General features: G+C 47.9%; 28 protein-coding genes. 23 read left to right on the top strand and 5 right to left on the bottom strand.

Features of this window, described 5'->3' with window-relative positions; genetic code table 11:
* Positions 1 to 80 precede the first annotated feature (80 nt).
* From IT393_04995 to IT393_04975, 5 genes are all read left to right on the top strand, one after another.
* A complete protein-coding gene (locus IT393_04995) occupies positions 81 to 374 on the top strand; it encodes a hypothetical protein (GenBank protein ID MCC7202007.1) in 294 nt (97 codons plus the stop codon).
* An 80-nt stretch (positions 375 to 454) separates the two neighbouring features.
* Positions 455 to 1,378, top strand: a complete 924-nt coding sequence (locus tag IT393_04990; protein ID MCC7202006.1) for a hypothetical protein — start codon at positions 455 to 457, stop codon at positions 1,376 to 1,378.
* 28 nt (positions 1,379 to 1,406) lie between these two features.
* Positions 1,407 to 1,925 (top strand): hypothetical protein, encoded by a 519-nt coding sequence (locus IT393_04985; GenBank protein ID MCC7202005.1) that lies wholly within the window; start codon positions 1,407 to 1,409, stop codon positions 1,923 to 1,925.
* A 250-nt stretch (positions 1,926 to 2,175) separates the two neighbouring features.
* Positions 2,176 to 4,056: an ankyrin repeat domain-containing protein gene (locus tag IT393_04980; GenBank protein ID MCC7202004.1), complete on the top strand. Its 1,881-nt coding sequence runs from the start codon at positions 2,176 to 2,178 to the stop codon at positions 4,054 to 4,056.
* 2 nt (positions 4,057 to 4,058) lie between these two features.
* Positions 4,059 to 4,424 (top strand): hypothetical protein, encoded by a 366-nt coding sequence (locus IT393_04975; protein ID MCC7202003.1) that lies wholly within the window; start codon positions 4,059 to 4,061, stop codon positions 4,422 to 4,424.
* A gap of 172 nt (positions 4,425 to 4,596) precedes the next feature.
* On the opposite strand, the gene IT393_04970 is transcribed toward IT393_04975, so the two are convergent.
* From IT393_04970 to IT393_04950, 5 genes are all read right to left on the bottom strand, one after another.
* A complete protein-coding gene (locus IT393_04970) occupies positions 4,597 to 5,052 on the bottom strand; it encodes a hypothetical protein (GenBank protein ID MCC7202002.1) in 456 nt (151 codons plus the stop codon).
* On the bottom strand, positions 5,045 to 5,845 hold the full coding sequence (locus IT393_04965; GenBank protein MCC7202001.1) for an NAD(P)-binding domain-containing protein: 801 nt from the start codon (positions 5,843 to 5,845) through the stop codon (positions 5,045 to 5,047). Before IT393_04965 ends, IT393_04970 begins: the two co-directional genes overlap by 8 nt.
* A 69-nt stretch (positions 5,846 to 5,914) precedes the next feature.
* Complete coding sequence (locus IT393_04960; GenBank protein MCC7202000.1) at positions 5,915 to 6,250, bottom strand: cation transporter; 336 nt, start codon at positions 6,248 to 6,250, stop codon at positions 5,915 to 5,917.
* A gap of 209 nt (positions 6,251 to 6,459) precedes the next feature.
* A complete protein-coding gene (locus IT393_04955; GenBank protein MCC7201999.1) occupies positions 6,460 to 6,813 on the bottom strand; it encodes a type II toxin-antitoxin system PemK/MazF family toxin in 354 nt (117 codons plus the stop codon).
* Positions 6,810 to 7,058, bottom strand: a complete 249-nt coding sequence (locus IT393_04950; protein MCC7201998.1) for a hypothetical protein — start codon at positions 7,056 to 7,058, stop codon at positions 6,810 to 6,812. Before IT393_04950 ends, IT393_04955 begins: the two co-directional genes overlap by 4 nt.
* Before the next feature lie 345 nt (positions 7,059 to 7,403).
* Between IT393_04950 and IT393_04945 the strand changes: the two genes are divergently transcribed.
* From IT393_04945 to IT393_04860, 18 genes are all read left to right on the top strand, one after another.
* The gene (locus IT393_04945; GenBank protein ID MCC7201997.1) at positions 7,404 to 8,096 is read left to right on the top strand and encodes an energy transducer TonB; all 693 of its coding nucleotides are present in this window, start codon (positions 7,404 to 7,406) and stop codon (positions 8,094 to 8,096) included.
* A complete protein-coding gene (locus IT393_04940) occupies positions 8,096 to 8,719 on the top strand; it encodes a MotA/TolQ/ExbB proton channel family protein (protein ID MCC7201996.1) in 624 nt (207 codons plus the stop codon). Before IT393_04945 ends, IT393_04940 begins: the two co-directional genes overlap by 1 nt.
* Entirely contained in the window at positions 8,709 to 9,107 is a 399-nt protein-coding gene (locus tag IT393_04935; protein ID MCC7201995.1) for a biopolymer transporter ExbD, read from the top strand. Before IT393_04940 ends, IT393_04935 begins: the two co-directional genes overlap by 11 nt.
* 31 nt (positions 9,108 to 9,138) lie before the next feature.
* A complete protein-coding gene (locus tag IT393_04930) occupies positions 9,139 to 11,427 on the top strand; it encodes a TonB-dependent receptor (GenBank protein MCC7201994.1) in 2,289 nt (762 codons plus the stop codon).
* Positions 11,428 to 11,514: 87 nt separating this feature from the next.
* Positions 11,515 to 12,216 (top strand): hypothetical protein, encoded by a 702-nt coding sequence (locus IT393_04925; GenBank protein MCC7201993.1) that lies wholly within the window; start codon positions 11,515 to 11,517, stop codon positions 12,214 to 12,216.
* Positions 12,213 to 12,818 (top strand): MotA/TolQ/ExbB proton channel family protein, encoded by a 606-nt coding sequence (locus tag IT393_04920; GenBank protein MCC7201992.1) that lies wholly within the window; start codon positions 12,213 to 12,215, stop codon positions 12,816 to 12,818. Before IT393_04925 ends, IT393_04920 begins: the two co-directional genes overlap by 4 nt.
* The gene (locus tag IT393_04915) at positions 12,787 to 13,125 is read left to right on the top strand and encodes a DUF2149 domain-containing protein (GenBank protein ID MCC7201991.1); all 339 of its coding nucleotides are present in this window, start codon (positions 12,787 to 12,789) and stop codon (positions 13,123 to 13,125) included. Before IT393_04920 ends, IT393_04915 begins: the two co-directional genes overlap by 32 nt.
* Positions 13,112 to 17,119: a cobaltochelatase subunit CobN gene (locus IT393_04910; GenBank protein ID MCC7201990.1), complete on the top strand. Its 4,008-nt coding sequence runs from the start codon at positions 13,112 to 13,114 to the stop codon at positions 17,117 to 17,119. The genes IT393_04915 and IT393_04910 overlap by 14 nt, the downstream gene beginning before the upstream one ends.
* Positions 17,098 to 17,274, top strand: coding sequence for a hypothetical protein (locus IT393_04905; protein ID MCC7201989.1), 177 nt, complete (start codon positions 17,098 to 17,100; stop codon positions 17,272 to 17,274). Before IT393_04910 ends, IT393_04905 begins: the two co-directional genes overlap by 22 nt.
* Positions 17,275 to 17,398: 124 nt before the next feature.
* Positions 17,399 to 17,701, top strand: coding sequence for a CooT family nickel-binding protein (locus IT393_04900; protein MCC7201988.1), 303 nt, complete (start codon positions 17,399 to 17,401; stop codon positions 17,699 to 17,701).
* A gap of 363 nt (positions 17,702 to 18,064) precedes the next feature.
* Positions 18,065 to 18,556 carry a hypothetical protein gene (locus tag IT393_04895; GenBank protein ID MCC7201987.1) on the top strand — a complete coding sequence of 164 codons (492 nt, stop codon included), beginning with the start codon at positions 18,065 to 18,067 and terminating at the stop codon, positions 18,554 to 18,556.
* Positions 18,549 to 18,737, top strand: coding sequence for a helix-turn-helix domain-containing protein (locus IT393_04890; protein MCC7201986.1), 189 nt, complete (start codon positions 18,549 to 18,551; stop codon positions 18,735 to 18,737). Before IT393_04895 ends, IT393_04890 begins: the two co-directional genes overlap by 8 nt.
* Before the next feature lie 66 nt (positions 18,738 to 18,803).
* The gene (locus tag IT393_04885; GenBank protein MCC7201985.1) at positions 18,804 to 19,103 is read left to right on the top strand and encodes a hypothetical protein; all 300 of its coding nucleotides are present in this window, start codon (positions 18,804 to 18,806) and stop codon (positions 19,101 to 19,103) included.
* 21 nt (positions 19,104 to 19,124) lie between these two features.
* A complete protein-coding gene (locus IT393_04880) occupies positions 19,125 to 19,409 on the top strand; it encodes a hypothetical protein (protein ID MCC7201984.1) in 285 nt (94 codons plus the stop codon).
* 63 nt (positions 19,410 to 19,472) lie between these two features.
* Positions 19,473 to 19,760 (top strand): hypothetical protein, encoded by a 288-nt coding sequence (locus IT393_04875; protein MCC7201983.1) that lies wholly within the window; start codon positions 19,473 to 19,475, stop codon positions 19,758 to 19,760.
* The gene (locus tag IT393_04870; protein ID MCC7201982.1) at positions 19,760 to 20,287 is read left to right on the top strand and encodes a hypothetical protein; all 528 of its coding nucleotides are present in this window, start codon (positions 19,760 to 19,762) and stop codon (positions 20,285 to 20,287) included. Before IT393_04875 ends, IT393_04870 begins: the two co-directional genes overlap by 1 nt.
* A 68-nt stretch (positions 20,288 to 20,355) precedes the next feature.
* On the top strand, positions 20,356 to 22,488 hold the full coding sequence (locus IT393_04865; protein ID MCC7201981.1) for a cation-translocating P-type ATPase: 2,133 nt from the start codon (positions 20,356 to 20,358) through the stop codon (positions 22,486 to 22,488).
* A gap of 371 nt (positions 22,489 to 22,859) precedes the next feature.
* Positions 22,860 to 23,711 carry an ABC transporter ATP-binding protein gene (locus IT393_04860; protein MCC7201980.1) on the top strand — a complete coding sequence of 284 codons (852 nt, stop codon included), beginning with the start codon at positions 22,860 to 22,862 and terminating at the stop codon, positions 23,709 to 23,711.
* Positions 23,712 to 23,741: the final 30 nt, after the last annotated feature.

The following is a 23,741-nucleotide window of genomic DNA, read 5'->3' as shown; positions in this document are numbered from 1 at the left end:
TAAGGGCAGATAGCCCCCCATTCATGATGTTTCAGTGTTAAAGCAATAATCCGTATCATTAAACAAAATTGAGGTGATTTATGAAGGCCAATAAAATTGTGATTTACTTGCTTTGTGCAGGTTTAGCTGTCGGAATTGCTTATTTCTCTATTGCCGGGGAAAAGACTATAGAAAAGAATAAAATAGAGGTAAAAAAAAGCGAACTCATCATAGAATTTGACAGAAAAGGGGAGGTCATAAAGGTCCGGGATTATATGGGTAGAGAATTGAAACCACTCCCTGACAACCCAGGCACTCCGAGTGACGGACCTGATTGTCCCCCCGGGAGCTGTCCAAGGAAATGGGGGACTCAATGGTTTTGTTTGCCATGTTAACCTGTTGTGGTGCTTCATTCGGCTGCTTGCGGCTGAAGCGCCATCTCCTTTTTCAAACGCCGTGCCGGATGAAGTGATTTATGAAACAGAAAAGGCTTGTGTTTCTTATCACAGGATCTGTCTTTGGAATTGTTTTATTATTTTCAGCGTGCAGTGACAGTGACAAGATTAAACTCAACAATAACACAGGAAGTGACAGGGCCGTTGTTTTATATGACGGGTACGGTGCAACGGGCTGTCTCGATGATGCGTTTAAAGAAGGCATTGGCGTTATAGATTTGAAAGATAATATATCTACACGTAGTGGTTGTAATTCTGAACTCGTTGTCTTTTCCCAGGGCGATCCCATGCGTTTGATCGAAAACGTCCCGTGGACGAAAAATAACGATAAAATTCAGGTGGATTTAACTCCGGATATCTTAAAGGAAAAAATGACTCTATGGATTATAAAGGGTCCCTTTAATGATAATAGCAGGCTTGCAGCAGGTCAGGTGGCGCTTGCCAACCAGCTTTACGATACGATGAATTGCGGAATAGGTTTCGAGATAAATGGTCAGCCTAATGATAAAACCGGATTGCAGTATGCTGATTTCCTGGATGCTGATTGCCGTGATATGACGCAAATAGGTTTTACTCCAGGTCAATTGAATGTTTATTATGTGGAAACCATCGGGCCCGGGAATCAGCCATATAGTCCAAGAGGATTTTATTGTGGAAACAACACCATCATTATCAGCAACACTTCGGATGACGGGACGCTCGCTCACGAAATCGGACATGCCTTTTCATTGGGCCACTCAAATTATGTGAATAATATCCCTGACACAAATCTAATGTGGTCGGGGGGTACAGGAAGAGACAGTATTACAGAGGGGCAGTGTTTCAGATGTAACGTCAATAATGCATCCGCACTGAATACAAATGGGACCCGCAACGGAACAACGCGTAACTGCGGCGACGGAACACCAGATCCATATTGTCCGGCCCTGGCAACAGATTATTGAATGAGGCCCGAGATGCAGCAGGAAATTTATGAAAATAATATTAATGACCATCTTAGTCTATTGTTTTGTGGCATTGAATCATACAGAGCTAACCTATGCCCAGGATTCCGAGGCGAGTCGCGCAATAATTAGTTTGCTTGAATGCGAGGAATGTACAGAGGGCGAACTTGAGGCTGTTAAAAGGCTTGGGGAAACTGCAGTGCCCATACTTGCTGCATATCTTCGTAATGGCCCCGCTCCTCCGAACCTGGAAAAACAGAAAGAGCATCTCACCAAAAGGTATGAACAAGTTAAAGCATATGGAAATTCACATGCCTTGACGTTCGAAATCAGTAAAAAGGATTATGTCAGAACGTACGTGGAAAATTACAAAGCCCTATATCAAATCCGCTCGGCACAAGCCCTCTCCGCAATTGGCGGAGCAGATGCCAGAAGGACCCTGAGAGAGGCTTCCCGACTGCCTCTTCGTGAAGATGTGAAAACCGTTGTCATAAAGCTTCTGAATATAGAAACTCCTCATATTCGCAGAAATTTGGACCCACATTGAAGAGTTCGATGTATCTTTGAGGATAGTCATGTTATCTCTTTAAATAACATCCGGCTCGAAAAATCTACCCTGTTTTTCATCTCTCATTAAGATCTTCTGAAAAGTGAAATCATATATAACCCATTGTTAAACAAACAGTAATTACTCCAGCTAAAGTTGTTTTGAAACACTGAAGACTTCATTGGTATGCCCTATGCACTAAGGGGTTATCATGGAGCAAATGTTAACAACAAACAAAGGGGGGAATGAAATGAAAATCTACACTCATAAAAGAACACATCTGTACGTGCTGTTCTTTTCCATTGTCCTGCTGCTTTCGTCAATGGCATATGGATATAGCCCTGATGAGGCGGTTGCCATGTTAAGAGAGAGTGGCATCGGTAATTACCTCAGCGAGCCTGCCTTTCTGTCCAGCATCAAGGCCGGGGACAATGTCTCGGCAAGATTATTCCTGGATGCCGGGATGAACCCGAATGCGAAACATGAGGAAGGCACAACAGCCCTTATGCTTGCCGCAAGGTTCGGTTACACGGAGATTGCACAGGCATTGCTTAAAAGAGGCGCTGACGCAGAGTTGCAAAACAGGGATGGAATTACAGCGCTCATACTGGCGGCTGTGCATGGTCACACGGATATTGTGCAGGCCCTTCTGCCTGAAGTGATGGATCAGGATGAAAAAAATGCAGCATTGCTGGTTGCAGCAGAAAGGGGTTTTTCCGAGATTGTGGAAAATCTGGTATCCAACGGCGCTGATGTGAATTGCAAAGACAAGTATGGACAGACTGCACTGCAAATAGCGGCAAGGGAAGGCCATGCCGGAATAACACAGACCTTGCTTGATAATGGTGCTGATCTTAATGCCAGAAACAAGTTAGGCCAGACATCATTGCTGCTTGCTGCAAAGGAAGGCCGTACCGGCGCTGTGCAAGTCTTGTTAGCCGGGGGCGCGGACGTGAATGCAATGAATCCTTCTGGAAAAACGGCGCTCTTATACGCTGTGGAAAACAATCTGACGGATATTGTAAAAGCCCTGCTGGACTATGGCGCTCCGACCGGCACAAAGGCAGAGTATGGTATGCCGGTACTGACCATTGCGGCCATGGATAATCAGACGGGCATTGTGGAAGCCCTATTGAAGAAAGGGGTAGACCTTCCTGCACAGGAGGAGGCCCTGATCGTTGCAGCGGGTCTCGGGCATTCGGGTATTGTCCAGGCCCTGGCAGACTACGGCGCTAGCCCAAATACTGTTACAGACGATGGGACGACTGCCCTGATGATTGCTGCAGGGGAGGGTCACAGGGATGTTGTGAATGTCTTACTGAAATACAATGCGAATCCCAATATGGAGACGACAGATGGAGAAACGGCACTGATGATAGCGGCCAGGAATGGTTATTTTGATATCGTCCTGGTTTTGTTAGCCGGAAATGCTCATGTGGATGCACAGGATGGATCCGGTCAAACAGCCCTGATATTTGCTTCGAAGCGGGGCCATACAGACATTGTAAAAACCCTGCTGTCCAGGGGAGCTAAAGTGGAAAGTCAGGATAAGTCAGGCCAGACCGCCCTCATGGCTGCTGCATGGTCCGGAAAGGAGGATACAGTAAGTGCCTTACTGACAACCGGGGCCGGGGTGAATGCAAAAACAAATTATGGCATGACTGCCCTGATATTCGCTGCAATGAGAGGACATGCCGGTATTGAGAAAGACTTATTAGCAAGGGGCGCTGACATCCATGCAGAGACAGCAGATGGTTTAACGGCTATAAGTCTTGCAGCAGGACAGGGTAGCGCAGAAACCATGACGGTCTTGTTAAACAACGGGGCTGATGTGAATATCACTACACGAGAAGGATTGACTCCCCTGATCATCGCTGCAGAAGAAGGCCATGCCGACCTTGTGAGTATCTTGCTGGAGTATGGCGCTAATGTAAATGCGAAAACAGAGTCTGGTATGACTGCATTAATGGCAGCGGCAGGAAAAGGCCGTGCTGAAATTGTGCTGACCTTATTGGAAAGGGGCGCTAATCAGAATGTAAAAACAATGGATGGGTTGACAGCCTCGAGGTTAGCGGCCATGAACGGTAATGCTGAAATTGCTAATCTGCTGACTTACGGTTATGGGAGGTAACTATGCCAGAGATATTAAACAGGGACTGTGAATGCTGGGAGCACAATATATCACTGGTTTTATTGGATCGGGGGCTTGTTAAAGAAATTGTCCTTCACATCTACTGCCCCCGATGCAGCCGGGGAATTAAGAAGAATGATGCCTGCATGCTGGGGGACAAGGGATGGCTGATCGAATTTGATCCGAGGCTTCTGAAACACTCTGTTGCAACTGCATATTTCGTCCACAACTCCGAAGAAACACCCTCTCTCAAACTCCCCGAAACCGCTTTCAATAATCCGCTGGAGGGTATATCCGGTATTCAGTACCCTACTTGCACTTACACTCTGATGATTTCTTTCCGCATCCGGAACAGACACCATTCTTGATGTCACGTCCGCAGACCTTACAGGGTGAACAACCACATGACTGACACATGTTCCCACCCCCCTTCCTGAAACTTACTGATGAGAATATTCTATTCCCCTGGATGACAGTCGTCAATAAAAAAATCGTCATAAATATACGGATGACCTTATCTGGAGGTTATAAGGGAGACGGTCAATGCCCCATCATTTCATGAAATAGCCTTTCATGTTTTTCCCTTAATGTTTTATGCCGGACGGAAATGTCTTCCATGATACTCTGCATCTTTTCATAATCATTAATCAGTTTTTCGTTAGCCGGATCATCAGAAACGGCCGTAGAAATTTGTTCTGTTATCTCTTTGAGTGCAGAGAAGGTCGTCCTGCACTCGGCAAACACTTTTTCATCTTCAGTAAGCAATGGGCTGGACTTCTCCTGCCATGCCTTGAACATCAGCTGATGCTCCCCTTTCATTTTTTCATGATCCACTTCCAACTGTTTACAGGTTTTCTCTGCTCTCTTAAGTGCCCTGGCTGCTGCCTCCGGTTCAGGTGAACCTGCAAGGGATACGGTTGCCGTCATACCTGAAAGAAAGATGAGAAGCATGACTATTAGTGTCTTAAATGATTGCCCGTTCTGTTCCTCATCCATTAACTTCCTCCTCGCTTTGTATAATATCCATCTTCTCTTTTGCTCTCCTTGCCGCATTGAATATCATATTGGATAGTGCATTTTCATCAACGGTTACCAATGGGGTCATTGCTTTAAGTTCGTCAATCGTCAGGCCTGTCTGCAACACAAGATCAGCTGTTCCAACAAGTACCTGAGCTGCGACCGCTCTCGCCTCCTCAGATGAAAGGCCAGCCTCAGTGCCGGCTTTAATCAGTCCCTCAAGCACAGGAAGAATTGAACGCATGGATGCCCCTGTCAGACCGACAAGCCAGTTCATCTGATCATCACGGACAGAAATGGTCTTGCCGAGAATTCCGAGCAGCTCTTCCACTAATTGTTTTGCCTCAACTGTAACATGGCGACCATAGACTACAGGGTTAATCCCTTCCCCGATCAGGGATGGGATATTCGGGTTCACCCGTATAATACCGACGCCCTCTGGCGTCAATGTCTCCAGCCTATTCAAAGAGACGGCATTTGCAAATGATATTATTAGATGATTGGGATGCAGCCATTCTGCTGTCTGAGAAAGGAATCCCTTAACTGCTTTGGGTGGAGTGGCAATCAGGATAACGTCAATGTCCTGAAATGACTCTCTGTTTAAAGATAGAGTCTTAACACTGGTCTCTCTGACTAAATAGTCTGTGCTGCCGGGAGTAATATCATAGACAGCTAAATGGTTAGGCCGGACGCCTGCTGACAGGAGCCGTTTGCATAATAGTGTTCCTATATTGCCTGTGCCTATTATGGCCCAGCGTTTATCTTTAAGCATAAAGTCTTACGTTATTATATATGTCTGCAGGGTAATTGCAAACAGAAAAGTCAGGAGTGGCTTTGGCCTCTATGAATCATGAGAATGACTGTGTTCCTTATTCTTATTCCCATGTCTGTGCGGATGATTGTGCATTACATGTCCATGAGAATGGTCATGTTCATGGATAATGTATCCATTGACAGGATAACCCAGCTCAACGATTGCCCCCCTGATCTTCTCAAAACTTACATTCTTTGTTTCGTAAGAGATGTATACGTCAGACGGATCGGTTCCGGCCTGGATGGAGATGGAGATGATGCCGGGGAGTCCCTTAATGGTATTGTTTACAGCCTCCGTGCAATGTTTGCACGACAGATTTGAAACCTTTAATGTCACATTCTTTACCACGTTAATCCTCTTCAATGTTGTACAGCTAACGCCGGTTAATAAAAAAGGCCGCGAAGTGCTCCCCGCTCCCTGCAGAGTAGAGGCCTTCGTGGCCCTGTAATGTAAATTTCTTAAATTATTTATTGTAAACCAACTGCCAGGAGGATCCATTCCTCCATTTATTGAATTCAAAATACCAGACGAATGTTTTTGTGTCAAGAAATTTATTAATTTATTTCCCTTTTCTAAATTTCCCTTGGTTCCAACAGGAGTTTAAACCCTTCAACAATCTGTCTGATCCTTGACTGAGATAAACTGCCGATCTTTTCCCCGAGGTCTGATTTATTTACAGTCAAAACCTGGGATATATTGGCCACACTGTCTTTTGGGAGATTGGCGTCTCCCTTCTTAAGCAAGACATTGCCAGGGGCTTCTGCAAGTTTAAGATTGGAGGTAAGGGCACACACGACTACCGTGTTAATCCTGCTCTTATTGAAAACATCATTTTGAATAATCACATGCGGATGTCTGAACCAGGGTTCTGAACCTTTGGGGTCATCCAGGTCTATCCAGAAAATATCGCCCTGTTTTATTGTCAATACTTCTCCTTTAAGACCTTTCTTGAGTAGTACTTTTTCCCTTTCTTTATTATGGTCTTTTCTTCCGGAGACTCCATTACCGAGTAAGCCTTGTTAAGGTCGTCCAGGAGTTTTTGAGATTCTCTTTTTTTGAAAAATTCCTGAACTGCAGCAGCAAACACCTCACTTCGTGAATAATTATGTTCTTTGGCATATTTTTCTATCTTTCTGAAAATATCATCAGATATTGATATTGCTGTTTTCATACCATATGGATAACATAAAGTTATACTTGTGTCAATCCCATAGGGATTAACAACAGAAGATTTATTATATTTTAAAAAATAGTCACAGATGCAGGCATTAATTAGCATGTGTTAGTGGACGTCATGCATTATGGCATATATACTTATTTATTAACGTTATGAGTAATGCCTCTCATGAAGAGGGGTGGATTCAAAAGAGTAGAGCTGACGCAGCATAATAAGAAACCGTCTTCATAAAACTTAAGTCATCTGAGTTTTTTGCATCTTGTTAAAAAGGCCATGTAGGCCCGAAATCCGGAACGGATCCGGGCCTGCATGGCCTTTTTGTTTTTTGTGTATTGAATTATGGAACAAATAAACAGGCAGACCGGGTTAATAGGCGCAATATTGTTTCACCTGATAATTTTACTGATACCTGTTTCTCTTAAGGTAAACAACCAGTTTAAGGAGGTTGAACTTTTTGTGATGGGAGAAGTTGCACAAGTTCAGACAAGCAGGATAAAACAGAGGGCGATAGAAAAGCCCTTGGTTAAAGAGACTGTCCCGTTCAATGAACCTGAGCAGATTCGATTGCCGGAAGAAACACCTGTGATGCAGGACAATCACCAGAATGTCATTGAAACGGCAGCAGTGAGTGAGACGCCATCTGCTCACTCGTACCCTCCAATACCTGAGGTTGAGGCTGCTTCTGCGGGCACGCCTCAGCCTCAGGTTACTTCTTCAAACAGGCCTGCTTCGCCAATAGACACGGAGTTTGGACTGACCGAGGCGCCCAAATTCCTGCGCCGTGAGATTCCCCGGTATCCCATGATGGCAAGAAGGCTTGGAAAGGAAGCGAATGTGGTACTCAGACTTACAATCGATGAAAACGGGAAACTCCTGAATGTTGAGGTATTAAAGGGCGCTGACTATGGTTTCACAGAGTCGGCAGTTGAGGCTGTGAAGAGATCAAGGTTTCTCCCGGCGACAAGAGACGGCCAAAAGATGGCGTCACGGGCGATACTTCCCATAGGATTCATACTTAAGGAGGCTAAATAATGATAGAACTTTTTTCAAAGGGTGGTTTTCTGATGTACCCGATACTCCTCTGTTCCCTTGCAGGGGTGGCCATACTGATCAACAAGTTTATCCAGTACAGAAAGATTTTGAAAGAGATAGAAAGGCCGGTTGACGAATTGTTATCGGAGACTCCGGCTATATTCAAACCCATAGTGGATGGTCTCGGCAGTGGCTCTGATGAACAGGGTCTGGCAGTTATCGGAACACGGCAGATAAGGGAGATGGAGAAGGGGCTAAGCTGGCTTGGGCTCATCGCAGCCATTGCCCCACTGTTAGGATTGACCGGCACAGTTACAGGGATGATAAAGGCCTTCATGGTAATTGCCACCAGCACAAGCGTTAACCCCTCCATGCTTGCAGGTGGCATCTGGGAGGCATTGATTACCACTGCAGCAGGGCTTCTGGTGGCCATGCCCATACATATTGGACATCACTATCTCGACAAACAGGCGGATGAGATTGCCTTTGTGCTGAAGGAATTGACTGTGAGCCTTGTTGAGAAAAGACGGGCACGGGACAAGAGTGTAAGCGATAAATTTCAACGGTCAGGCAATAGATCAACGGTATTAGAACCTTCTGTAAGGTGTAATGATGGAATTTGAAAGGAAGAAACACAGCCATGATTTCATCAATATTGCCCCGCTGGTGGATGTAGTCTTTCTGCTGCTGCTATTTTTTATGCTCTCATCCCATCTTGTAAAGGAGCCGGCTATAACGATCAGGCTGCCGGAATCAAAGACAGCAGAGGCAAAGAATGAAACGGTCAAAACGATACTCATCACAAGTGGCGGCGAAATCTATTTTCTGGATAAAAATGTAGAGCTAAGAGACCTGCAGGGAGTCATTAAGGACAATCTAAGCGATATTGAAAAGGATTTCCTGCGGATCAAGGCGGACAGGGATGTTAATGTCGGGCTTTTGGTAAGTGTAATAGACGAGGTACGTTTTTCAGGGGTAACAAACTTCAGCATTGTGACAGAGAAGGGGTAACAGTAATCTTATCATGAAAGGAGAGAGTGTAATGAAAGGAATCAGAAGGACGAAGAAAATGGTGATGGGGGCAGCAGCAGTTGGACTATCGGTCCTGTGCTTTTCTCCCCTGTCCTTTGCAAATGATGCGACTATGGAGGAACTGATCTCAATCTCAACCAGGACGGAAAAACCTGTTTCAGAGGCGCCGGGGAGTGTCTCTGTCGTTACCAGAGGGGAGATTGAGAAGAGAAATATAAAGTCGGTAGACAATATATTAAGCCTCACCCCTGGAGTTTTCAATAGAAGATCAAAGGGGTTGATGGATAGCCAGGCGTTCATCTCATTGAGGGGGATGCCTGCAAACGGTTCAAGGACATTGCTTATGCTGGATGGCGTTTCGTTGAACGACGGTTATACAAGGGCAGTATCTTACGGGGGGCTTGCGCCGGAGGATGTGGAAAGGGTCGAGGTTGTCCGCGGCCCGTTCTCGAGTCTCTACGGAGGAAATGCCGGGGGCGGGGTTGTAAACGTGATTACCAGGCTGCCTGTGCAGAGAGAATTTTCGCTGCAAAGCGGATACGGCACCAGTCTGGACCGCGGAGATGCTCCGGACGATTACCGCAAATATTACCTCTCCTATGGAGACAAAATTGGAGACAAACTCAGCCTGCTGCTGGGTTACCGTTATCAGGCAACCAACGGATATTCTACGACTCACCGTACAACAACAAATACTGTCTTCCCGCCCGGGACCACAGGGGTGATCATTGAAACCACGACAACCGGGGGCACCCAGCGGATCATTGGAAATGCAGGAGACAACGGTTGGTGGGACGACAATATTTCCCTGCATGGCGGGCTCACTCCAACCGGGACGTCTTCTATAAGGCTTAACGTCAGCCGGAGCCGGTCAGAGTACAGTTATGATGAACCTCATACTTACCTTAGAAATAGTTCCGGAGCCCCTGTCTACTCATACGCTTCAATGGCAAATCCTACCCCTCCGCCGGCAACTATTCCTGCGCTCAATGAGAGCTCTTTTCTGACGGGCGATGGCGGAACCAAACAAAACGTCTACAACGGGACATATCAGAATGAGTGGGGATCCGCAAAGCTAAAGCTGTCCCTCGGTCTTGTTGACCAGCCGTCATGGTTTATTACCCCGGGTGTTGTTGCAGGCACAGTGACGCGAACAGGGGGGCCTGGATTGTATACAAAAACACCATCGAAACAGTATTCAAGTGATTTACAGGTGGCGTTTCCGGTTGGGGGAAGAAATCTGCTGGTTGCCGGAGGGGCATGGCAAAATGAGAAGGTTGACGCCAAAGATTATGTCCTGACAAACTGGAAAGATGAAGGTTCCAAAACAACCCTATACAGTACTGCTAAGGGGGAAAACAGCACATATGCCCTGTTTCTTCAGGATGAGATAATGATCCTGGAGAATGTAACGATGTATGTCGGCGCCCGCCACGACTGGTGGAAGACACAGGACGGCCAGGCATACCTGTCTACAACACCATCAACAGCGGATTATCCGGAAAACAGCAAATCACAGCTAAGCCCCAAGGCCGCACTGGTCTATAAGCCGTTTACTGCCACAACTGTAAGGACCTCATGGGGCAAGGCCTTCAGGCCGCCGACTGTCTTCGAATTATACCGGAGAAGCCGCAACTCGGCGACGAATTACGGTGACCCCAACCCGGATTTGATCCCGGAAACACTCACCTCGTGGGATTTAGGTGTGGAGCAGGCCTTAGGGAAGAGTGTCATCATGAGGGCTGCCTATTTCCAGAATAACTTTAAAAACATGATTTACAGCAGAAGTGTTACGCCTGTACCAGGCGGTATCGGTCTCCCGGCAGGCGTTACAACCTATTCAGTGAAGACCAATGCAGGAAAGGCAAAGGGAGACGGTTTTGAGCTGGAAGTCGAACATCGCCCATCCAAAGCCGTCAGACTTTTTACTAACTACACTTACAATGATACTGAAATGCAGGAGAATGCGGCGTCTCCAGCCTCTGTAGGTAAATCTCTCACTTATGTGCCGGACCAGATGTTTAATATCGGCGGGGAGTTTGAATTCGGCAGGTTCTCTACTTCAGTTACAGGGAACTACGTCGGCAAAATATGGACTACTGATGGCAATACAGACAAAATAAAAAATGTCCCCGGTTCATATGATCCTTATTTCCTGCTTAATGCGAAGGTCGCCTGCCGGATTACGAAAGCGGCTTCCATCTCTCTGTCTGCGGACAACATTCTTGACCGGGACTACTACTACAGCACGAAGGCACCTGGAGCGTCATGGTTCAGTGAATTGACAATAAAACTATAGGTATGCATCAGAGACACTGTTCCCACGTCCCGGTCCGTCACTGATTGACGGACCGGGACGTGTGTGGGCGGGATCAGGAAGGCAGATATGGAAACAAATATGATTATGCTAATGGCAGGAATGCTGCTGAGTCTTGCTGTGTTTGCTGTTAAAACAGGATATGGACTCCGAAGCGGTAAATTGAAGTGGCGCGGGATATCCGCGGTTCTCATCCTGTATCTTGCGCTGTTTGTAATCACGGCGATTTTCTCTGATCGTATTATGAGCATCGTATCCACTGTCCTGAAAGACAGGATCATTATTCCTTTTTTCATGCTTACAGGGCTGGCGCTATGGGGATACTACCTGATACGGGAAAAGGCCCATACTGTACGGACCACATGGTTTCTTATTTTACCGTGTCCCTTCCTGCTCACTGCGGCTGTCTTTTCTTCATGGATGGCCGCACCGCTGTTTGACCTGAAACCGCTATCAGCCGGACTTATTACAGGTTTCTTATTTATCCTTATAGCTCTTCTCTCTTTTAGGGGAGGTTTTTTGCAGCAGAAGGACGATTTACCGGTATCCAGCCGGATGAGGCTTGGCCTTATTATGCTGGGACTGGGCGTCTACTTTCCTGCTGCCATGGTCTTTCCGGCAAGGATTGACGAGGCCCGGGGTGTGTTTAAGTCATTTCTGGCAGAGGGGGCAGGTACGTCTTTTAATAACAGCATTGGCGTAATCGCTATTTTGTTTGCAGCAGCATTAATTGGATTTTTTTCACGTAAAAAAAAGGAGGGTTCCAAATGAATATTCTTGCGGGGCTTGAGACATTTCTCTATGTAATATCATCCGCCCTATTCTTCCCGGTAGTGGCTGGACTCGTTCTGCTTGTCTTCTGGATGGTGATTTCTTTCGGTGGTTTTTTACGTGAGTACATGGAACGCCGGCAGGGAAATTCATTTGTGGTAAACAAATATCAGAAGGACGTTGAGGCAGAAGTTTTTACCGGGTCTCCGACTGTTGATATAACTATTGAAAGACTGCTGCAGAGTACGGAGCTTGAAATCATTAAGTCACTGGACAAGGTGCGGTTTGCGATACGTGTTGGTCCTGCACTGGGACTTATGGGCACACTTATACCAATGGGAATTGCCCTGTCAGCCATGGCGCAGGGGGATATGCCCAAGATGGCCGGTAGCATGGTCACAGCCTTCACCACCGTGGTCGTCGGCCTTGCCTGCAGTGTCCTGGCCTATCTCATGTCCACAGTGAAAGAAAAATGGCTGAGAGCGGATATACGGGAGATGGAATATATCACAGAACTTACGCTCAGGCGTTCAAACTTAAAAGGCAGGGATTCAATGCTGGAGGTGGAAGATGAAATTTCTGAAAAGACGGAAACGATTTGAAAAATACGAGGAGCCTCTGGAAGACCCCATTGCCGGAGTAGCTAATCTCTTTGATGTGAGTGTGGTCTTTATCGTGAGTATGATGATTGCCCTGTTCATGGCGTACAATATGATGGATCTGATGGACCCCAACTCAGATGTCACGATCATGAAGAAGACCGCTGACGGTGAATTGCAGATCATCGAGAAAAAGGGGAAAGAGATCAAGGCAAAAAAAGTTACGGATAAAAGCATGAGCGGGGAAGGGAAAAGGCTTGGAACAGCATATCAGCTAAATGACGGAAAGGTAATCTATGTGCCTGAATAAACGAAGTCTTCTTCAGGGAGAAATCATCATGAACTTGCGCAAATGGATCTGTATTAATTTCATCGGATGGATTGTCCTCTTTGTGTTCTGGATTGCCGGTCCGAATGCCTTCGCAGCGGAGCTGACCCGCGTCAGTCTTCTGCTGGGAGATGTGTCAACCAAACAGGCCCTTGATGTTGTACAGGAGCTGTCGCTGAGCCAGTCCGCTCTTGCCGGTGTCAGTATGAAGGTATATTCTTCCACCGGACTGCGCGGGCAGGACATGGAATTTCTGAAACGCTCAGAACTGGTGATTATCATCGTACGGGGACGTGCTATCATTGACGAACTGAAGCCGGAATTGCTTGAAGCGATAAAGCGGGGCGGGAAGGTGTATGCCGTGGGCCCTGGTTATAACGATGAAGTCAAAGCGCTCGGCATCCTTACGGATGAGGAGATGCGGCGGTATTTCGAAACCGGGGGACAGGAGAATCTGAGGAACGGCATATTGTATGCCCTGAGCAAACAAGGGTTTGATCTCACCTACCAACCGGTTAAGGTGGTGCCGGATGTTGCCATTTATGAGGCCACTACAAAGAAAACCTATACCGACTTCAACAAGTATCTTGCCGGGTATCCACATTATGTGGAAGGACGCCCCTGGGTTTCCGTTTTGTTCTATCAGTCCAATGCGCAGGCGAACAGCTCCCGTCACATAGATGCACTAATTGCAGCCCTGGAACGGCGCGGCTTTAATGTCCTGCCTGCTTACGGTTATCCCCCGGAACTCCCGGTGGAGAAATTCCTGTTCGATGCTGATGGTAAGCCGCGTGTGGAGGCTGTGATCGCTATCAGCATGAAATTTGGTGTAACACCTGACAAGACACTGCCTTTGCATGAGCGCCTGGGTGTTCCGATCATAGATGCCATTTCACTGACATCAAAATCACTGGCAGAGTGGGAGGTATCGCCTACTGGTCTGGATATTATGGAGAGGAGCTGGCAGGTCGGCCGGGCAGAGATGGGGGGGTTGATTCAGCCGACCGTGTTTGCGACAAAGGAGAAGATTGCAGACCCTAAAACAGGTATGACGTATTTTGAAGAGCGTCCTATCCCAGAAAGGGTTGAGATGCTGGCGCGGCGTGTGGAAAAGTGGATTAATCTGCGGCACAAACCCAATCCGGAGAAGCGGGTGTTGCTGCATTACTTCAACTCTCCGTCGGGCAAAGAACGTATTGGCGCTTCAAACCTGAACGTGGTGCCACGGAGTCTGTGGCAGGTGATGAGCCGCCTGATGGATGATGGTTATAGCGTGACAGGGATGCCTCAAAACGAGACCGAACTGCAGGATGCAGTTGTCAATTACGGGAGCAATATCCCAAGCTGGAACATAAAGGAAATCTATACCCTCGCCCGTAGCGGACGGGCCGTTCTGCTCCCGATGGAAACGTACAAACGCTGGTTTTCAGAACTCCCGTCGGTTTCTCAGAAAGAGATTGTAGCGAGCTGGGGCCAGCCCGAGAAAAACGACATGATGGCCTATACTGATACGGCCGGGAAACAGTACTTCGTACTCCCGATGGTTCAGTATGGCAACATCCTGCTGTCACCACAGCCGGCCATGGGATGGTCGGATCACGTGGATAAGGTGCTGCATGATGTGACGCTCCCGCCGTCCCATCAATATCTGGCCTTTTATTTCTGGCTGCGTAAGGAATTCAGGGCGGATGCGATTGTGCAATTCGGGACCCACGGCACGCACGAGTGGCTGCCTGGAAAGGAAGTGGGATTGGCCTACAGTGATTCCCCGGAGTATCTGTTTGAAGACATACCCAATCTATATTATTTTATTGTAGACGATCCTGGTGAGGGTATTCAGGCGAAACGCCGCGGCATGGGGGTGATGATAGATCATATGACACCTCCCACGGATAAGGCCACGCTGAACCCTCAGTTGAGAGAACTAAAGGCCAGGCTTAATGACTATTCTGCTGCTGTCGAAAAGAGCCCGGCCCTGGCTGAGGCACGGTTGAAAGACATCAATGAGCTGGCGGAAAAGATGGGAATTTTAAAGGACCTGGGGATAGCCAGACTCAGGCCTGAGTCGAGTGAACATGAGCACGAACACGAACACGGGGACGATGAAGAGGGTGATGAGTCAATTCACGAATTGGAGCATTATCTCGATGAACTCGCGGAAAAGCAGGCCCCTCACGGGCTTCATACCCTCGGTGTCGTACCTGAGGACAAACTTGTTCACACTACTGCAGAGGCCATTGCGTCAGCTAATGCCAGCTTAACCCCTGAGCAGCGCGCAACCATGACGACAGAGTTGGAAGGCAAAATCCGGCAAAGCGCCAGGAATGAAATGAACTCATTGATTCTGGGTCTTTCTGGCCGGTTTGTCCCTGCCGGAATGGGCGGGGAACCGCTGCGCAATCCCAACGTACTGCCCACAGGGCGTAATTTCTATTCATTTGATCCCACCAGGATCCCCGGTGCATCAACATATGCTATCGGTGCCCGCCTTGCCCGGGAATTGATAGACACCTATAAGAAAAAGCACGGTGTCTTTCCTGACAAACTCACGTATCAATTATGGGGTGTGGAGACCATGCGCCATGAAGGGATAACTGAGGCGCAGATCATGTATCTGATGGGTGTGAGACCGGTATGGGACAATCATGGGACGGTGCGCGGGGTTGAGGCCATTTCCCGCAGTGAGCTGGGACGGCCCCGTATTGATGTAACCATCATCACATCAGGAGAATACCGGGACCTTTTCGCCAACCTCGTTCCTCTGATGGACCAGACGGCAACAGTCGCACGCGAACAGGACGAGCAGGACAATATTGTTCGTATTAATTCGGAAAAGACTGAGGCGATGCTTCAGGCACAGGGTGTTGCTCCGGATGTGGCGGCGCGGCTGGCCGGGGTGCGGATATTCAGCATGCCTCCCGGGGCTTACGGTACCAATATTGCTGCTATCGCAGAGCATTCCCATTCGTGGGACAAGGAAAGCCAGGTGGCGGACGTCTACTTTATGCGGATGAGTTATATGTATGGCCAGGGTTTTTGGGGAGATGCGGGAGAAAAGGGTGTGGGCCAGGAGATGTTAAAGACTGCACTGTCCGGTACGAAGGTCGCCGTGCACAGCCGCTCCAGCAGCCTGCACCAGTCCCTGGATGGTGATGATTTCTTTCAGTATCTGGGAGGCGCCGTCCTCGCAATCAGGACAGTGGACGGCACAAGCCCTGAGGTCTATGTGAGCAATCTGGCTGATCCCGGGCAGGAGCGCCAGGAGACGCTGGAGAAGATGATGGGACGCGAGATGCGTACACGCTATCTGAACCCCGTATACATCAAAGGCATGATGAAAGAAGGCTATGCCGGGGCAAAACATATCAACCTGTCAGTGCAGAACCTCTGGGGATGGCAGGTCACAGTGCCTGAGGCAGTTGATGAGGCCAAGTGGAACGAAATGTACGAGACCTACGTACTTGACAGGAACGGGCTTAGTATAAAAGAGTTCTTCAGGCAGTCCAGGAATATGTGGGCGTATCAGGCTGTTGTCGCAAGGATGCTCGAGACAACGAGGAAAGGTTACTGGAAGCCTGACAGGGAAGTGATCGAAACCCTGTCAAGAGAGTTTGCCAGCAGTGTCGATGAGGTTGGTCTTGCCTGCGATATGTGCAACAATTCCCAACTTGTAAAACTTGCCTCCTCTGTCCTGGCCAACATACCAGGACTCGCCCCACAGGCAAGGCTTCTCTCAAAGTCGTTGCAGGCAGTCAGAGATCCGGGGCAGCAGCCGCTTCAGACAAATGCCTTTGCATCCCCTGGCCGTTTGTCTGCTCCGTCAGAGCGGGGCAAAACGATCCTGAAAGGATACGAGATAGAAGATGTAATTCCAGGCGGGGCGGCTGCCCCAAAACCGGTCCCTTATCTGTTCCTGACCGGCTTTCTTATTCTGATCACGCTGGTAGTCATAGGATGGAGAAGAAGGGTGTCTTAACACTTAAACCGTCACAGACGGATGTATGGAGCGGCAAAGGTTGGTTGACTCCGGACAAGACAGCCGGTATCTTTAAGGGTAACGGAAGTTGTTCGCAAGGCCCTCATGAAGGGGGCTGGCTTCAGAATGAAGCCGACCGGACAGGCGTTATATAAAATCTCAGTCTTCTGAGCTTTTGTATCTTGTAAAGAAGGCCATGTAGGCCTAAACCCGATGGATCGGGCCTGCATGGCCTTCTTATTTTATTGAGACAAGGGCAAAACAGAGGAGGATTATTTCATGTGTGACAGAATAGACAGAATGATCTGTATGAAGGCAATACACGAAAGGAGGCGTGCCATGTGTGAGGTGAGCGCCTATGTGTTCAGCGATGGCAGGGAGGAGCTATATATGGATGGTGTTGCAGAGATACGTCCGTTGGAGAGCGGGAGATTATGCCTGACAGGTCTGTCAGGAGAGCAGAGGTTTCTTAATGCAAGGGTCCTTAGAATCCGGTTGCTTGAGCATAAGATAATTCTTGAAAAGGTGAACGAGTCCAGGAATGTCAGCGAAGGCCGGGTTAATAAAGAAGTGCATAGCTAATGACGTATGCCTATCATTGCTAACAGATGTGACATAATTTCAGTTTTAGGCTGGTATTTTCTGCTATACTATTACTGTTTGACCCCAAAATTGTATTGACAGATTCAGTAGTGTCGTGTTAATAATAATCAATAACGAAGAGGCGAACCTCTTTAGTAGTTTAAGTAATAACAGTAAAAAGACTTAAGCGACAAGAAATAATCAAGGCCATGAAGGTCAACAGCCCGCAGGAAGCGGGCGGCATTCATGGCCTTTTTTTATTTTTGACACTTTGAGACCATGGAGGTTTCTTAAGGGCATATTGCCCTGACCTTTATGGTCTTTTTTGTTTTTCATTCTGTTATATATAAGGAGGGAAACGCTATGGGATGTGTTACAGAAATTTCAACGATTCATGAGATCAAAGGGCGTGTTAGATTCAGTGTTCCGCAGATAAAATGGAGTATCAAAAATAGTTCCGCACTCAAGACGATGCTGTCGGAACTGCGAGGTATTTATCACTATAAAGTATGTGTGCATGCCGGGACTGTTATAATTTACTTCAATCGCAGGGTTCTTTCCAGGGATTCCCTTGTTGAGGCCATTCACCATTGTCCTTTTCCTGAGAGCGCTGAGGAGATGCCCAAGTGCCCTCCTCCTGTGCATATCAAAAGGAGAGAAGGCAAGTGGGGGCGGGGCATATTTCATCATAACCATTTTATCCTGTTGGACCTTTTGAAACATGGGGTCATGGCCGGTGGTGCAGGAGGAGCCGGGGGGCACCTTCCTCTTGCGATTTCCGCCTTTATGGCCTGGCGATATCTTAAAAATAGAAATTTTCATCACAAGGGCAGGAGGAGGAAGTCTAATGAGTAAGGAACTTCTGCGTCCTGATGAGGCCGCTTTTATGCTGAATGTCAGCAGGTGGACGATCTACAGGTGGGTTAAAGAAGGTAAGCTGGAGGCTACCAAGATAGGAAAGGGAAGCCTTCGGGTGTTTAATAAATCCGTTGAACAGCTTGTTAAGGAAATGAAGGTTAATGCGTTGCAGGAGTAGGCAGGCATTGGCAAAGTTGGGTAGACGTTTCTCCGGGATTTTCTTATAATTTTTTTACGATACGATATGTCTAAATTAGTAGTCTTTCGGGAATCAAAAAAGGCCCAGGACGAATTGGTTTCCTGTATTGAACGATATTTGCTGCACCTGTTGGAGGTTGTAAAACCATTTGACCATGTTGTCAGTTATACGTGGAACGAGCATCGCAACAAGATGTCTGTCCTTGGGAAACGCTTCAAGGCCGAGGTAGTCCTGGTACCGAAGGGAATTGTCGTAATGGGTGAAATTCCCGTAATATGGTATCCATTCCGCAACATGATCGAGGAGAGGATTGCGAAGGCGCTTGATATGATTATTGAGGAGTAACAAGGAAGGGAGGGGTGAAAAATGTTTTTCTTAAGACGTGCATTCTGGCTTGGTGTTGGAGTAGTAGTCGCATATGAGTTTTTGCCTCAGATTATGAAGTCGCTGCGGCCGGTAGCTATTCAGGCTATGAAAACCGGTTTGGCTGTTGCAGATCAGATGAAAGTCGCCGGCGCGGAAGGCAAGGAGTCCTTTGCTGATCTTATGGCAGAGGCGCGCTCACAGTATGAGGCGGAGAAGGGTACTGCAGAAGCTCCACCTGCTGAAGAGGTAAAACCAAAAGTTAAAAGGGCTGCCAAAAGGGCATAAATCGGGGACGGAATTTAATTCTGTTCCAAACAGCGAGAGCATCAAAAGACACAGGAGGATTATATGATACCACCACATCCATTGCATCAATTTGGAAGACGTTTTCTGGGAGCAGGAGCAGGGGCCGGGGCCGGCAGCGGGGGTTTGCTGAGCGGGCTGTCTACCTTTTTCCTGGGAGCCATGGCTGCCGGAATCGTAGTCTCTCTGATAAAGCAGGGCCAGCCCCGGATTGCCGGCGCTGTAAGAAAAGGCGGGACTGCTGAAGGAAAGGGTCTCGAAGAATTGATTGCGGAAAAAGAGCGTCTCGAGGATCTCATCGCTGAAGTTGCCGCGAGAGAAGGAAAGGGTTGATGGGACTTCGCGTAGTTCATAACACGCTTCAGGGGCGACTCAGGGTGAGGGCAGAGGAACTGCGGGGTAATGAGAAAACGCTGCGGGAGACGGCGCAGGAACTTGGAGGTTTGTCCGGCATCATCAATGTGGAAACCAATCCTATAACCGGAAGTATTCTTGTCAATTTCGATGTTGCCCTGATTAATGAAAAGGACATTTTATTCCATCTGTCTGATAAGTCAGGGCTGTCCCTGGACCCTGAAGAAGTAAAACCACAACCTTCAGGTTCGTCTGTGTCTAAAGGTTTGGAGATCCAGCACCTTGCCAGGGTTGTTGAGGAACCATTCCGGGATCTTAATGCAGGGCTTTTACGCGTGACAAACGGTTATATGGATTTTCGCTATCTTTTGCCAGTAGCCCTTATGGCCTATGGCACCTCTAAGCTTGTCAGGCTTGGGCCTGTTCCTGCTATCCCATGGTATCTATCGTACTGGTGGTCATTCAGGACGTTTGTACTCCTGAACAGGCAGATGAAACCTTCATGATACTGAACCGGAAAAAAAACATAAACATCAGCTTGCCTTATAGTCGCCCGAAATACCGTATTCGTCATATGATACCCGGGCGTGTACGTTTCTTCATGCCTGTCCTTCATGGCTCTGATGATCTTAAAATCCATTATGAGCAGGAATACCGAAAGCTCAGGGGTGTATCTGAAGTAAAGGGCAATCATATTACAGGGACATTGCTCATAGTCTATGACCCGTCACGTCTATCCCTTGCAAAGATCCTTTATGTCCTGTACCAGATGAACGGGATTAAGCGGGGCGCCCGTCAGCTTTCAGCAGTCAGGACATGTCATGCTGAACCTTCGGACGCCCACTCTTTACGCAGACAGTTTACCGGGATAGCTGTTGCCGGTTCCATTCTTGGGCTGCTCGTCTTCCAGAGATTTCTATCGCGATGGTTTCCGTTTTTCGGGAGCATTCCTGCTACGCTTGTTGCATCAGTAGCAGCCGTGTTTACAGGAATCCCTGTCTTCCGTGAAGGGCTGGAAGATGTTGTTGAGAACAAGCGGATAAGTCTTGACCTGATGGTCAGCATTGCCTCTGTAATTGCAATCTTTATGGGAGAAGGGCTTGTCGCCCTCGAGGTGGTCTGGTTGATGAACTGCGGCACCTTCCTTGAGGACTATACCGCAGAGAAGTCCCGACGGGCAATAAGAAATCTGCTTGATGTCGGGGAAGAGCGCGCCTGGGTTTTAAAAAACGGGATTCCTGTTCGGGTCCTCCTTGAAGAGGTGCGAACGGATGATATAGTTGTTGCGCACGGCAGCGAGAAGATCCTTGTTGATGGAGAAGTTATAGGGGGAGAGGCTGCGGTCAATCAGTCGCCTATCACAGGGGAGTCAATTCCTGTCGGGAAGGCAAAGGGAGATCCGGCCTTTGCCGGCACAATAGTGACGAGCGGGACTATTTATATAAAAGCGACCAAAGTTGGCGACGATACATATCTGTCGCGTGTGCTTCACATGGTTGAGGAATCTCTTGAGACGCGTGCGCCTATTGAGAGCATATCCGACAGGTTTGCCACATGGTTTGTCCCGTCCGCATTTCTTCTGTCAATACTTGTTTTTGCTGTCACAAGGAACTTCTACAGGGCATTTACTGTACTGGTTACTGCATGTCCATGCGCTGCTGCCATTGCGACGCCAACAGCCATTTCCGCTGCGGTCGGAAATGCAGCAAAACGCAACATGCTGGTCAAAGGCGGTATATTCATAGAACAGGCAAGCAGGATTGATACGATATGTCTTGACAAGACAGGGACTATTACGGAAGGAAGGCCTGTTGTAGTCTCAATCCTTCAAAGGCATGACAGATATTCACCGGATGACATAGTTGCCCTCGCCGCATCTGCAGAGGCGAGGAGTCCTCATCCCCTTGCACGCGCCCTTCTTGAGGGAGCTGAACTCAGGGGGGTAAAGGTGATTGATGCCGTTCAATTTGAGACTATTGCCGGCAGCGGCGTTGTTGCTGAACTGACGGACAGGCGGCGCATCCTTGTAGGCAGTGAAAGACTGATGAGACAGCATAACATTGCTGTTGACGGGATTGATGGAGAGGCAACCAGAATGCGGGGAGCTGGAGAGACCCTTCTCTTTGTAGCAGTTGATGCAGAGCTTGTGGGACTTATTGGAGTAGTGGACAGGCCCAGGAAAGAGGCCCTGTCCGTGATTTACGGGCTTCAGCAGTCAGGGATGAGTGTTTTCCTCCTGACAGGTGATCATCAGAAGACTGCAGATGCCGTAAGCAGGCAGCTTGGGATACGCGATTATTACTATGACATGCTGCCTGAAGACAAGGGCAGGATGATTGAGAAATTACGGGCTGAGGGAAGGGTTGTTGCCATGGTTGGCGACGGGGTTAACGACGCCCTGGCCCTTGCCAAATCAGACCTCGGGATTGCCATGGGTGCGGGCGGCTCTGATGTTGCAGTAGAAGCTGCGGACATAGCCCTTAAGTCAAACGATCTGACCCGTCTTCCGGCAGTCCGTGAATTAAGCCTTAGTACCATGTCCATCATCAAACAGAACTATGTCTATTCCATGGTTATAAATGCCCTTGGGATAGGCCTGGGTTCATTTGGTATTATCTCACCCTTCATGGGCGGTGTCCTGCATGTAGTAAACAGCCTCGGGGTAATCGCAAACTCCAGCAGGATATTGTTAATCAGAGATACGTAAACCCGCCTCTGTAAAAATACTCACAAAGGCAGGCAATCATTGGCAACCGTGAGTAGACTCAAAAATCCATCACAGGTATTTTAAGATTCCAGACAGTAATCAGAGGACATTTTCAGGTGAACAGTCATGAGCCCTTCGACTGTTCGGCACGCTCACGGCTCAGGGCTCACAAAGGTTCACGAAAATGTCATTCCCGCGCAAGAGGGAATCCTGACCGATGGCTTGATTCTGGATTCCCACTCCCCGCTTGAATCCTGCGGGGACAGGTTCCGTGGGAATGACAGGTTCGTAGGAGCATTTTTGGATGATGTATCTGAAATATAATTCTTTGTGTCCTTTGTGTCTTTGTGGTAAATAACGGAGATTATCGGATGAACCAGACAGCCATTGATGTCAGAAACGTGTATTTCAATTATCCTGACGGTCATGAGGTGCTTAAAGACGTCTCGTTCAGGATTGGCTATGGCGAGAAGGTAGCCATCATCGGCCCTAATGGCGCAGGGAAGTCAACCCTCATGAGCCTTTTTAATGGCATCCTGATGCCTACAGACGGTCTCGTGTCTGTTGACAGCATGGCTGTTAACAGACACAATCTTAAAGCAGTCCGCAGAAAAGTAGGGATGGTTTTTCAGGATCCTGATGACCAGTTGTTCTGTCCCACTGTTTACGAGGACGTTGCCTTTGGACCGGAGAATCTTGGACTTCCTAAAGATGAAATATCTGTTCGTGTAAACGATGCCCTTAGACTAATGGGTTTGTCCGGTTTCGAGGGACGATCATCATTTCACCTATCCTTTGGAGAAAGAAAGCGTCTGGCCATGGCCACAGTGCTTTCATATCAACCGGAGATACTTGTCTTTGACGAGCCGTCTACCAATATGGATCCATCAAGCCGCCGGAGACTTATAGAATGGCTTAATTTTTCGGACAAGACAATTATTTTGTGTACCCATGACCTGGATATAGCGCTTGAGGTTTGCGACCGTTGCCTTTTATTAAGCGGAGGCAGGATAGTTGCAGACATGGCAGCATGTACTATTTTATCCGATCAGGCATTATTAAAGGCAAACAGGCTGGAATTGCCAGTATCATTCAGTGCATGCAATGACCTGAGGGACTGCCTGTATAGTGAAATAATGGATGCTGAGAAGCGCGCGATTATAGGGAATTTCCTCACGCGCCAGTCAGCATGTCCGCGTCAGGGAAGATGTCTCAGGTGTTAGCATATGATAGTAACTATTAAAAAAAAATAT

The organism is Nitrospirota bacterium (genome assembly GCA_020851375.1).
In the GTDB taxonomy this organism is placed as follows: domain Bacteria; phylum Nitrospirota; class 9FT-COMBO-42-15; order HDB-SIOI813; family HDB-SIOI813; genus RBG-16-43-11.
Note: the sequence above shows the minus strand (reverse complement) of the source record. Positions and strands in the feature narration are given on the sequence as shown.

Excerpts from the sequence above, each read along its gene's own strand:
- IT393_04865 (MCC7201981.1), top strand. The coding sequence starts at position 20,356 with ATGATACCCGGGCGTGTACGTTTCTTCATGCCTGTCCTTCATGGCTCT.
- IT393_04995 (MCC7202007.1), top strand. The coding sequence starts at position 81 with ATGAAGGCCAATAAAATTGTGATTTACTTGCTTTGTGCAGGTTTAGCT.
- IT393_04925 (MCC7201993.1), top strand. The coding sequence starts at position 11,515 with ATGGAAACAAATATGATTATGCTAATGGCAGGAATGCTGCTGAGTCTT.
- IT393_04975 (MCC7202003.1), top strand. The coding sequence starts at position 4,059 with ATGCCAGAGATATTAAACAGGGACTGTGAATGCTGGGAGCACAATATA.
- IT393_04930 (MCC7201994.1), top strand. The coding sequence starts at position 9,139 with ATGAAAGGAATCAGAAGGACGAAGAAAATGGTGATGGGGGCAGCAGCA.
- IT393_04950 (MCC7201998.1), bottom strand. The coding sequence starts at position 7,058 with ATGAAAACAGCAATATCAATATCTGATGATATTTTCAGAAAGATAGAA.
- IT393_04940 (MCC7201996.1), top strand. The coding sequence starts at position 8,096 with ATGATAGAACTTTTTTCAAAGGGTGGTTTTCTGATGTACCCGATACTC.
- IT393_04890 (MCC7201986.1), top strand. The coding sequence starts at position 18,549 with ATGAGTAAGGAACTTCTGCGTCCTGATGAGGCCGCTTTTATGCTGAAT.
- IT393_04895 (MCC7201987.1), top strand. The coding sequence starts at position 18,065 with ATGGGATGTGTTACAGAAATTTCAACGATTCATGAGATCAAAGGGCGT.
- IT393_04905 (MCC7201989.1), top strand. The coding sequence starts at position 17,098 with ATGGAGAAGAAGGGTGTCTTAACACTTAAACCGTCACAGACGGATGTA.
- IT393_04880 (MCC7201984.1), top strand. The coding sequence starts at position 19,125 with ATGTTTTTCTTAAGACGTGCATTCTGGCTTGGTGTTGGAGTAGTAGTC.
- IT393_04900 (MCC7201988.1), top strand. The coding sequence starts at position 17,399 with ATGTGTGACAGAATAGACAGAATGATCTGTATGAAGGCAATACACGAA.
- IT393_04965 (MCC7202001.1), bottom strand. The coding sequence starts at position 5,845 with ATGCTTAAAGATAAACGCTGGGCCATAATAGGCACAGGCAATATAGGA.
- IT393_04910 (MCC7201990.1), top strand. The coding sequence starts at position 13,112 with ATGTGCCTGAATAAACGAAGTCTTCTTCAGGGAGAAATCATCATGAAC.
- IT393_04945 (MCC7201997.1), top strand. The coding sequence starts at position 7,404 with ATGGAACAAATAAACAGGCAGACCGGGTTAATAGGCGCAATATTGTTT.
- IT393_04920 (MCC7201992.1), top strand. The coding sequence starts at position 12,213 with ATGAATATTCTTGCGGGGCTTGAGACATTTCTCTATGTAATATCATCC.
- IT393_04935 (MCC7201995.1), top strand. The coding sequence starts at position 8,709 with ATGGAATTTGAAAGGAAGAAACACAGCCATGATTTCATCAATATTGCC.
- IT393_04970 (MCC7202002.1), bottom strand. The coding sequence starts at position 5,052 with ATGGATGAGGAACAGAACGGGCAATCATTTAAGACACTAATAGTCATG.
- IT393_04860 (MCC7201980.1), top strand. The coding sequence starts at position 22,860 with ATGAACCAGACAGCCATTGATGTCAGAAACGTGTATTTCAATTATCCT.
- IT393_04980 (MCC7202004.1), top strand. The coding sequence starts at position 2,176 with ATGAAAATCTACACTCATAAAAGAACACATCTGTACGTGCTGTTCTTT.
- IT393_04985 (MCC7202005.1), top strand. The coding sequence starts at position 1,407 with ATGAAAATAATATTAATGACCATCTTAGTCTATTGTTTTGTGGCATTG.
- IT393_04870 (MCC7201982.1), top strand. The coding sequence starts at position 19,760 with ATGGGACTTCGCGTAGTTCATAACACGCTTCAGGGGCGACTCAGGGTG.
- IT393_04990 (MCC7202006.1), top strand. The coding sequence starts at position 455 with ATGAAACAGAAAAGGCTTGTGTTTCTTATCACAGGATCTGTCTTTGGA.
- IT393_04885 (MCC7201985.1), top strand. The coding sequence starts at position 18,804 with ATGTCTAAATTAGTAGTCTTTCGGGAATCAAAAAAGGCCCAGGACGAA.
- IT393_04915 (MCC7201991.1), top strand. The coding sequence starts at position 12,787 with ATGAAATTTCTGAAAAGACGGAAACGATTTGAAAAATACGAGGAGCCT.
- IT393_04875 (MCC7201983.1), top strand. The coding sequence starts at position 19,473 with ATGATACCACCACATCCATTGCATCAATTTGGAAGACGTTTTCTGGGA.